We start from the raw sequence: 11,630 nt of genomic DNA on the forward strand, positions 1-11,630 counted from the left end.
AGAGCGGGAAACCTCGCCATCCCATCCTAACGGACTGCTCCGCTTTCCGACCGCTTTTTCCCCTTAAAAGGGGAGGCTTTAAACCAGAATTCTTTAATTATTAATAATTGGGTAAAATATTTTTATTGCCCTTAATATTCGTAACATTCTTTTTTTTAAATCGTATTACTACTTGCTGAAGAAGATTTAACTTCCATTAGTGAAATTGAAGTGTTAGAGTTGGCTACACCTGATACTATTACCGAGGATGATACCACAGGTTCAAATATTAACGAACCTAATAATGATAGTCAAAATGACGACCCAGTTTTAGCTGCTATCGAAAATACTAATAATGCAGTAATTTAATTGATAATCTTCCGGTAAGGTGGGTGGTATTTGCAACCCACCTTACTGCTGTATAATCTTTTTGAGGAAGACAAATTCTATGAAATCTCAACACAAACAAATCATCACTATAGATTCTAACACTCAACAAATCTGTAGAGAAAAACAAAATATTTATAATCACTTTTTAGAACTTGTTTAAACTGCATCAATTGACGAAATTATTGAGCGATATCGCATACTATTTATTAAATCTTATCCATACCCTAATCCCAAAATATCTACAGTATTGAAGAGAATTATACAACTTTCATAATCTGAAGAAAAATTCAATTATATCCTGAATCGTTGCTGTTATATATTGATTAACCATCAACAACTACCTCAATACAAAAAAATGTTTTAAAAAAACTTATTCACTTATTTGAACAAGCCGTCAGTCAATCTGAATATTCTTATTATCAACCCCTCCTAACTAAGTAAAAATTAGAACTTGTCAAAAACTTTACTCATAGCCAACAGTATTTGACCTTATCAGAAAAATACAAATTCAAAGACAGCAAAAATATGAAATTGATTTATCCCATTATGTCGATCACCAATTCGTCAAGTTAAAAATTATTCATCTACTCAACAATTAAAATTCCTGAAAAATCACACTTTATTATCTAATGAAGAACTCTTATTATCTATCAAGCAATTTGTGGGTAAACCAGAAGGTAATGAAACTTATCGAAATTATGCTCAACGGTTTTTAGCTTATACTACAGTCCCCCAATCATATCACTCTTTTAAAGAGAGTTTTTATAAATATCTAAGCACATCTTTCGAGCTTGAATTTCATCATACACGAGTTCATTTTAAGGATAAGCTCTACAACTTTTTGCAAAATATTATGTCCGAGCGAGATGATGAATCATTAAACGAATCTTTTTGAATTTATTTAATTGGAATTAATTTCAGAAAATTCCTATCAGTAAGTCAACCAAAGCTTCTACATCTCCAGGCACTTTTTATTGGCAATTAATGTGAACCCAAAATTAGCTTGTTGGCGAGCCGAAACATTTTTTTTTCAAACAAGCCATTAGTAAATAATTAATAATTAACTATTAACAGGATATGAGTAAGTTTGAGATAGTTTGATGGGTACAACATTGCATAACCCCAAAATTACCTGAAATATAATAGTTGGAAAGTTTAACTAAATTTATATGTATTTCCATAAACCATGACAACTGTTCGGTTAGGCCATCCTTTCTCCCTATTAATGTCCCTACTAGCAATAGCAGCAGCAACTCCCGCTAAATCTCAACCCATAACTCCAGCAAACGACGGTACAGGTACAACACTCACTCCACAGGGCAACGAATTTAATATCGAAGGCGGCACTCACAGCGGAGCGAATCTTTTTCACAGCTTTGAGCAATTTAATGTTAAATCTGGCCAAACTGCTAACTTTGTCACTACCCCAGACATTACCAACATTCTCGGCAGAGTCACAGGAGGAAATGCCTCTTATATCAATGGCCTCATCCAAATCATCGGCGGTAATTCCAACCTCTTCCTAATCAACCCCACAGGAATCATATTTGGCCCAGACGCCAGCCTCAACATACCCGCCTCTTTCAGCGTTACAACTGCTACAGGAATTGGCTTTGACAACAACAACTTCTGGTTTAAAGCTATGGGCACAAACGACTACTCAAATTTAGTCGGAGACCCCAGTGGCTATAAATTTAATGTTTCTAACCCAGGCGCTATAGTTAATGAAGGAAATTTAACGTTAAACCCTGGAGAAAATTTAACCTTATTAGGTGGCACAGTTATTAATAGCGGGCAACTCTCCACCGCAGGGGGTAACATTACCGTCGCAGCAGTACAAGGCGGTAGTATCTTGAGAATATCTAAACCAGAAAATTTACTGACTTTAGAGGTAAATTCAATCACGGTGAATGGGGAAAATACTGAGATAACCCCTCTATCTTTACCTGGGCTCCTAACAGGTGGAGAAATAATTCAGGCCACATCTGTAACGGTTAATGAAAATGGTGATGTGGTGTTGACAGATTCAAATACAGTAGGGGCAAATGTACCAGGAACGGCGATCGCTTCTGGAGGTATAGATGTATCTGACTCTGAGAATGTGGGTGGCCAAGTAAATATATTGGGCGATCGCGTAGCTCTGATTGATACTGATATTAATGCTGATGGTTTAAATGGTGGAGGGACGGTATTAATTGGAGGCGAGTCTCAAGAAAATAGCACGGTTTTCAATTCTCAAGAAACTTCTATTAATAGTGGTTCAATTATTTCTGCTAATGCTATTGAAAATGGAGATGGAGGAAATGTAATAATTCGGTCTGATGGAACTACTCATTTTGGCGGAAATATTCGTGCGAAAGGAGGAGAAATTTCTGGTAATGGAGGGTTTGTTGAAGTTACAGGAAAACAAGAATTTACATTTGAGGGAAGTGTGGATGTTACAGCACCATTGGGAGAAGCAGGAACAATATTATTACAGCCAGAAAGTATCACGATAGGAGAACCAGAAAATCTGGATAATTCACAAACAGTAGAAAATAATACTGAGGTAGAAACTACAGAAGCTGATGACTCAGAAAGGACAGAAACAGAAGTAGAAACAGATATTTTTGCTCAGGATGGGAATGCAAATGTGACAATTAGTGCAGAAAATATTGGGCAATTATCAGGGAATGTTATATTAGAAGCTGACAATGATATAACAGTTAATAAAAAGATAGAAACTGATTCATCTGTGGAATTAAAAGCTGGTCGAAGTATTAATATAAATGCGGATATTGATACTTCTGTTGGAAATGGAAATATTGATTTATTTGGTAATAATGATGAGATGAATGTTGCTAACCGGAATAACGGGAAAGCTTCGATAAATCAATTAGACAGCACAACTTTAAATGCTGGAAGTGGCAGGATTAATATTGAGTTAGGAAATTTGGGAGAAGTAGGTGATATAAATCTAGCTTCTTTAACTACAACTGGAGAGGTTTTTGTTAATGCTAATGAGGGAAATATTGCCAGAGTTTCTGATAGTTCAATTATTAATGCGGGGAGTGTTTTATTTCAAACTTCTGGCACTGGAGGGATAGGTTTAACTAATGCACCTTTGCAGTTGAATGTGGATTCTTTAGAGGCAGTTTCTGGCAGTGGTGGGGTATTTTTTGATGTCGGAAATGTGAATATTGGTGGTGTGAGTGAAGAGGTAAATGGTATTGTTACTGCTGGAGGAGATATTAAAATTCAAAGTGCAGGAAATGTGACTTTAACGGAAAGTATTTCTACTATTGAAACAGTAGAGAATAATTTTGAAGCAGAAATATCAGGGGGGTTAGGGGGGCTCGAAGCAGTTGAAGCAACAGAAAATACAGAAGTTACTGAAACAAGTGGTGCGATAAATATTGAAGCTACGGGAGATATTGTTGCTACCGGTAGTGGAATTAAAGGTGGTGGAGAAAGTGTTTCTTTGTCTGCCACTAATATTAGGATCAATGATGAATTTGATGAAACTTCTGGGGATGCGGATGTTAAGTTGAGGGCGACAAATGATATTACTGTTGAGGATATAGAGGATGATGTGTTGGAATTTTTCCCTGGAGTAGGTGAGATAGAATTTCGTGCGGATGTGGATGGGGATGGAGTTGGTGTTGTTCAGATGTTGGATAACCAAGCAGATGTTGGGAGCGATCCGAATACCTTTGAGAATGGGGCGGATACTATTAAGACTAATGGGCGGAATTTGACTATTGCAGGTGCTGATATTATTTTGGGGAATATTGATACTTCTTGGTTGCCTGTTTTTTCTGGTGGGGAGTTACTTACTGCTATAGATGTAGATGAGGGGGGAGTGATACCACCAGAATTAGAGGATAAGACTGGATTTATTCCATTCGATTCTTTTGATTTCTTAGCTCTTGAACGTGACAGTGAAGGTAATTTTATTATTGAAGGGGAATCTTATTATATTGGTAATGTTGAAGGTCAACTGTATTATATACCGACTACTACGACTGTGAATGACACTGCAACTTTTACTTTTACAGTAGATAATGACTTAGGAAATGTAGAGAATTTAGATGTACGTTTTTCTGTAGAACATCCTTTTATTTTCAACCTAGAAGTCAATCTCGAATCACCTCAAGGACAGGAAGTAAAATTGTTTGCAGGTGTTGGCAATTCCGGACAAAACTTTCAGGATACTGTGTTGGATGATGATGCTTCTAGAAGTATTGATTCTGGATTTGCTCCGTTTAATGGTACATATCGTCCCCAAGGAAGTTTAGCCAATTTCAATGGAGAAAACCCCAATGGAACTTGGACTTTGAGGGTGACAGATACTTTTCCGTTTTTTGGTGATAGCACTTTATACAGAGCAGGTGATGCTGCCTCCTGGGGAACTGTCACAGGTACACAACTTTTGCTGCGTAGCCCTCTTATTCCGGTTGCTGGAGGAAGAGGCAGTGGAAATGGTGGAGCAATTAATATAGACGCAACCCATGGTGATATTAGGGTAGAAAATATTCGTAGTTTGAGCGAAACTGCCGATGGGGGGAGAATTGACCTGAAAGCTAACAACAATATTATTACAGATCTGATTAATTCTAGTGCAGTTACAGGAATTGGGGGAGATGTTAACCTTAATACTATATCTGGTAATATTGATACATTTTCATTGGATACTTCATCATTCGATAGCAATGGGGGAAAGATAAGTATCTCGACTCAGACTGGTAACATCAATACTGAATCGCTCTTTTCTTGGTCGTCTGGAGGCAATGGGGGAGAGATAAGTATCTCGACTCAGACTGGTGATATTAATACAGAATTGCTCTATTCCGATTCGTATGAAGGCAATGGGGGAAAGATAAGTATCTCGACTCAGACTGGTGATATCAATACCAAATCGCTCTATTCCCGGTCGCTTGGAGGCAATGGGGGAGAGATAAGTATCTCGACTCAGACTGGTGATATCAATACCAAATCGCTCTATTCTTGGTCGTCTGGAGGTAATGGGGGAGAGATAAGTATCTCGACTCAGACTGGTGATATCAATACCAAATCGCTCTATTCCTCCTCGTCGCTTGGAGGCAATGGGGGAGAGATAACCATCTCAACTCAGACTGGTGACATCAATACAGAATCGCTCTATTCCTCATCGTCTGGAGGCAATGGGGGAGAGATAACTATCTCGACTCAGACTGGTGATATCAATACAGAATCGCTTAATTCCTTCTCCTTTAATAATGATTCTGCTAGCTCAGAGAATGGGGGTACTATTACTCTGATTGCAGAAACAATTAAATTCAACCCTCCAGAAAACGGAGATGGAGAACAATTAGCAATCAGAACATTCTCAGTAGGAACAGACGGCTCCGGGAAAGGTGGAGACGTTAACATTACCACCAACAACCTCACCAACGCAGAAATACTCACACTATCTTCCCAGGGAAAATCAGGAGAGGTGAAAGTAGAAAGTCAACCACAAGGAAACCTTGAACTCAATGAGTTATCCATTATTACCAGTAAACAAGTAACTGTAGAAATTTTCGGGGAACCAATACAAATAATAGACGTAGGAGCCGCAGAAGGACAATCAGGCCCTGTTTCAATCATCAGCAATGGCAACCTCAACCTCAATAACGTCATTATCGAAAGCGACACTAAAGGCGAGCAACCCGCTGGAAATGTTAACATCTACAGCCTCGGCAACATCACCCTCGACAACACCGACATCCTTAGCACCACCAGCGCCCAAGGCAATGCCGGTATCATCACCCTAGAAACCCCCCAAGACATCCAACTCACCAACAACAGCCAACTCCAAGCCAGCACCCAAGGCAGAGAAAACGCAGGCAACGCAGGCAGCATAAATATACTAGCCAACAACCTCAACCTAGACGAATATACCAGCCTCATCACAGAAACTTTAAGCGCAGGCAACCCAGGCTCCATAAGCATCCAAGCTCAAACCGTAGACATCGGCCAAGGTGCCCAAATCAGCGCCACAGTAGTAATAGGCTCAACGAGCGACGGAGACGGAGGGAACATAACTATCAACACTGACCAACTCAACATCACAGGCCACCTCGGCATATTCGCCGAAACCGAAGCCAACGCCAACGCAGGTATCCTCACCCTTTCACCCTACAAAGAAAACGCTAACCTAGACATCACCTTCAGCAACGACGGTTTCATCTCCGCCTCCACTTCCTCCACAGGTAACGGGGGCAATATATTTATCTCAGCTCCAGAAAACATTGATATTTCCGGCGAAGGCTTCATCGCCGTAGAAACATCAGGCACAGGCAACGCTGGAATTATCGACATCCAAACAGAAAACCTCAGAATATCCGACGGAGTAGCCATAAGTGCTTCCACAGAAGACAAAGGGAACGCAGGCCAAATCAACATCAAAACCAAAAACTTCACCCTAGAAACAGGCACAAGTCTGACCACCGAAACCAACAACCAAGGTCAAGCAGGAGACATAGAAATAAACACCAGACAACTAACCATAGGAGAAAACGCCCAAATAAGCGCCACCGCCAGAGAAGGAGCAACCAACACAGAAGCAGGAGGCAACATCACCATCAACGCCAACCAACTCTTCATCTCAGGCCGACTCGGAATATTTGCCGAAACAACAGGAGAAAGTCCAGCAGGCACCCTGAGTATTAACCCCTATAAGAGAGATGGGGGGATGGGGAGAGGGGGAGATGGGGAGATAGGGAGATGGGGGGATGGGGAGATGGGGGAATTTGAACCTAACCTCAATATTACTTTCAAAGAAAAAGGCTTCATATCCGCCCGCACCACATCAACAGGAGACGGAGGCAACATCAACATATTCGCCCCAGAAAACATAGACATTATAGGAGAAGGAAAAATCTCAGTCGAAACAACAGGCAGTGGAGAGGCAGGCATCATCAACATCAAAACCGAAAACCTCACCATAGCAGAAAACACAACAATATCAGCAGCCTCATCTAACAGCGGAGACGGAGGCAGCATCATTATAGGAAGTATTAATCAAATGGCAGAGGGTAATATTACTAATATTCAAAGTGCAGATGGTAAAATTATTCTCGGAGGTGTTAATCAAAGAATTTCGGAGCAATTTTCAGACCAAGTAATAACAATATTAGAAGAAAACCGGAGCCAAGAATATTCCGATTACTTTGGAGAAGACTTTAAGGAAAAATTAGTCAATACACAAAACGTCCGAGATATTTTAACAGACATGGCTAACCAAACTGGAAAAGAATCAGCCGTTGTTTATATTAATGCTTATTCTGACCAAATACAAATCATATTATTTACCAAAGATGGTCAGCCAATTCTCAAAACTATTCCCACAATTAATCGTGAAAAACTCTGGAAAAATGCAATTATGTTTAGTGCAGAAATTACTGACTTTAGGAATCGTCATACTACTAGTTATTTGCCATTAGCTCAAAAATTATATGACTGGTTAATTGCACCAATTTCAGCCGAACTAGAAGCAGCAAATATTGAGACAATTTTATTCAGTATGGATAGTGGTTTTCGTTTGTTACCTCTGGCAGCTTTACATGATGGAGAAAAATTTTTGATTGAGAAATATAGCATGAGTTTAATTCCGAGTGTGAGTTTAATGGATAGTCGTTATAATTCTGTAAAAAATACCAAATTATTAGGAATGGGAGCTAGTAAATTTATCGATGAAACTCCTTTGCCTGCTGTACCGATAGAATTGCAAACTATTTCTGAGAAATTGTGGCGAGGAAATACTTTCTTAAATGAAGAATTTACCAAAAATAATTTGATGAATCAACTAGAAAATCGTTTATATCCGATTGTTCATTTGGCGACTCATGCAGAATTTAGAGCCGGAAAAGCCAGTGATTCTTATATTCATTTATGGAATGATAAATTAGGTTTAGATGAAGTCCGAAAATTGAGATGGAATAGTGAAAAAGCTGAATTGTTGGTGTTATCTGCTTGTCGTACTGCTGTGGGAGACAGTAACGCGGAGTTAGGTTTTGCCGGGTTAGCGATCGCCACGGGAGTTAAATCTGCTTTGGGTAGTTTTTGGTTGGTGAGTGATGAGGGTACTTTGGGGTTGATGACAGAGTTTTACTCTCATTTAGATGATGTTAAGATTAAAGCCGAGGCATTACGAGAAGCGCAGTTAAGGATGTTGAGGGGAGAAGTTGTCATAGCAGAGGGTACCTTAAGGGGTTCGGGTAGTCGTGGCGAGGTTTCTTTGCCGCCGGAATTGGGGAATGTTCAGAATAAGAATTTTGCTCATCCTTATTATTGGGCGGGGTTTACTATGGTTGGTAGTCCGTGGTAATTAAATTTTGAAAAAAGAACTTTAGGGATAATATTATCATTAAAGTTCGTAGTAGGGCTTCAGCCCGAATTGTAGATAGGGCTTCAGCCTTACTACAAACAACATAGCATAACTCCAAAATTACTGAAATATAATGCTTATAAGATTTCACTAAATCAAGTGTACTTCCATAAACCATGAAACCTCGATTATTTGGCCATCCTTTCTCCCTATTAATGTCCCTACTAGCAATAGCAGCAGCAACTCCCGCTAAATCTCAACCCATAACTCCAGCAAACGACGGTACAGGTACAACACTCACTCCACAGGGCAACGAATTTAATATTGAAGGTGGCACGCGCAATGAGGCCAATCTCTTCCACAGCTTTGAGCAATTCAATCTCAACTCTGGCCAAACTGCCAACTTTCTCAGTACTCCCGACACTAGCAACATTCTTGGCAGAGTTACAGGTGGTAATGCCTCAATTATTAATGGTCTCATTCAAGTCATCGGCGGTAATTCCAACCTCTTGTTAATGAACCCTGCCGGAATTATTTTTGGCCCGAACGCTAGCCTGAATGTCCCTGCCTCATTCAGCGTTACGACTGCGACAGGAATTGGTTTTGACAATAACAACTTCTGGTTTCAAGCAATGGGAACCAATGACTACTCAAATTTAGTTGGAAACCCCAGTGGCTATAGATTTAACGTTTCAACTCCGGGTGCTATAGTTAATGAAGGAAATTTACACTCTGGAGAAAACCTCACATTATTAGGTGGCACAGTTATTAATACAGGAGAACTTTCTACAGCAGGGGGTAATATTACCATCGCAGCAGTAGAAGGTGGTAGTGTCTTGAGAATTTCTCAACCACAACATTTATTAAGTTTAGAAGTCGAGTCAAAAATCGAAGATATTTCTAATTTATCGCCCTTATCTTTACCAGAATTATTGACAGGTGGAGCCGAAAAGAATGCCACATCTATTATAGTTAATAATAATGGTGAATTAGAATTAACAGATAATACAATAATTGCTGATACACCAGGAAATGTATTTGCATCGGGAAATATAGATTTATCAACTCAAGAGTCAGAAAGTAATTTTATTGTTTTAGCTAATAACGATCTAACAGTTAATAATTTGATAGAAACTGCTGGATTTGTGGAATTAAAAGCAGGTGGAAGTATTCAGATAAATGGGGATATTGATACATCGGTTGGAAATGGAAATATTGATTTATTTGGTAATAATGATGAGATAAATATTGCTAACCGTTCTAACGGGAAAGCTTCAATAAATCAATTAGATGGAACGACGTTAAATGCTGGAAGTGGAACTATTAATATTGAGTTAGGAAATTTGGGAGAGGTAGGAGATATAAATCTGGCTTCTTTAACCACAACAGGAGAAGTTTTAGTTAATGCCAATGGAGGAAATATTGCCAGAGTTTCTGATAATTCTTTGATAAATGCGCGGAGTATTTTATTCCAAACTTCTGGCAGTGGAGGAATAGGTTTAATTGATGCACCTTTGCGGTTGGATGTGGATTCTTTAGAAGCAGTTTCTGGCAGTGGTGGAGTATTTTTTGATGTAGGAAATGTGAATATTGGTGGTGTGAGTGAGGATGTGGATGGTATTGCCACTATTGGTGGAGGTGATATTATTCTTGAAAGTGAAGGAGATGTGACTGTTACTGAAAGCATTAGAGCTGATGTTATTACTGACAATGAAACAGGAGGTGATATTAATATTAGTGCTAAAAACCTTTCTTTTATTGATGGTGGTTCTATATCTGTTTTTACCTTTGGTAAAGGGGATGCAGGAAATGTAGAGATTCATGCTACTGATACTATAGTCTTTGATGGAGGGAATTCAGGAACTTTGACTGGAATATTTAGCCAAGTGAATCCTGGAGCAGAAGGGAATGCAGGGGATGTAACTATTACCACCAGGTCTCTGGAACTTAAAAACATTGCTCAAATATCTACCAGTACCTCTGGCAAAGGAAATGCAGGGAGTGTAGAGATTCATGCTACTGACACTATAGTCTTTGATGGAGAGAATTCAGGAACTTTGACTGGAATATTTAGCCAAGTGAATCCTGGAGCAGAAGGGAATGCAGGGGATGTAACTATTACCACCAGGTCTCTGGAACTTAAAAACATTGCTCAAATATCTACCAGTACCTCTGGCAAAGGAAATGCAGGGAGTGTAGAGATTCATGCTACTGACACTATAGTTTTTGATGGAGGAGAATCAAAAGTTTTTAATGGAGTAACTAGCCAAGTGAATTCAGGAGCAGAAGGGAATGGGGGAGATATAACTATTACCACTGGCTCTCTGGAACTTAAAAATGGTGCTCGAATAGATTCCAGTACCTCTGGTAAAGAAGATGCAGGGAGTGTAAAGATTCATGCTACTGACACTGTAGTCTTTGATAATGGAGACTTAGGATTTTTTGTGGGAATATTTAGCGAAGTGAATCAAGGAGCAGAAGGGAAGGGGGGAGATATAACTATTACCACTGGCTCTCTGGAACTTAAAAATGGTGCTTCTATATCTGCCAAGATCTTGGGTAAAGGAGATGCAGGGAGTGTAGAGATTAATGCTACTGACACTATAGTCTTTGATAACGGAGATTCAGTAACTTTGACAGGAGTAACTAGCTCAGTAAATTCAGGAGCAGAAGGGAATGCGGGAGATATAACTATTACTACTGGCTCTCTGGAACTTAAAAATGGTGCTAGGATACTTACCAGTACCTCTGGTAAAGGAAATGGAGGAAGTGTGAAGATTGATGCTACTGACACTGTAGTCTTTGATGGCATAAGCACTGCAGTCTTTGATGGTAGAAGCTTAGAAATTCCAACTCAAGTAAATAGCTCAGTAAATTCAGGAGCAGAAGGAAATGCGGGAGATATAACTATTACCACCGGGTCTCTGGAAAT

4 protein-coding genes are annotated in these 11,630 nt (G+C 39.4%); all 4 read left to right on the top strand.

Annotated features, from left to right (window positions below; all coding sequences use genetic code 11):
* The first annotated feature begins 210 nt into the window (after positions 1 to 210).
* Entirely contained in the window at positions 211 to 348 is a 138-nt protein-coding gene (locus ACP6PL_RS24415) for a hypothetical protein (protein WP_426547924.1), read from the top strand.
* Between the two features lie 682 nt (positions 349 to 1,030).
* Positions 1,031 to 1,264, top strand: a complete 234-nt coding sequence (locus ACP6PL_RS24420; protein ID WP_426547925.1) for a hypothetical protein — start codon at positions 1,031 to 1,033, stop codon at positions 1,262 to 1,264.
* Between the two features lie 291 nt (positions 1,265 to 1,555).
* Positions 1,556 to 8,698, top strand: a complete 7,143-nt coding sequence (locus ACP6PL_RS24425) for a CHAT domain-containing protein (protein ID WP_426547926.1) — start codon at positions 1,556 to 1,558, stop codon at positions 8,696 to 8,698.
* Between the two features lie 176 nt (positions 8,699 to 8,874).
* Positions 8,875 to 11,630, top strand: a 2,756-nt coding sequence (locus ACP6PL_RS24430; protein ID WP_426547927.1) for a two-partner secretion domain-containing protein, incomplete at its 3' end; no start/stop codon positions are given.

Origin of the sequence: Dapis purpurea BLCC-M126, assembly GCF_050015975.1 — a bacterium.
In the GTDB taxonomy this organism is placed as follows: Bacteria; Cyanobacteriota; Cyanobacteriia; order Cyanobacteriales; family Microcoleaceae; genus Trichodesmium.

Excerpts from the sequence above, each read along its gene's own strand:
- ACP6PL_RS24425 (WP_426547926.1), top strand. The coding sequence starts at position 1,556 with ATGACAACTGTTCGGTTAGGCCATCCTTTCTCCCTATTAATGTCCCTA.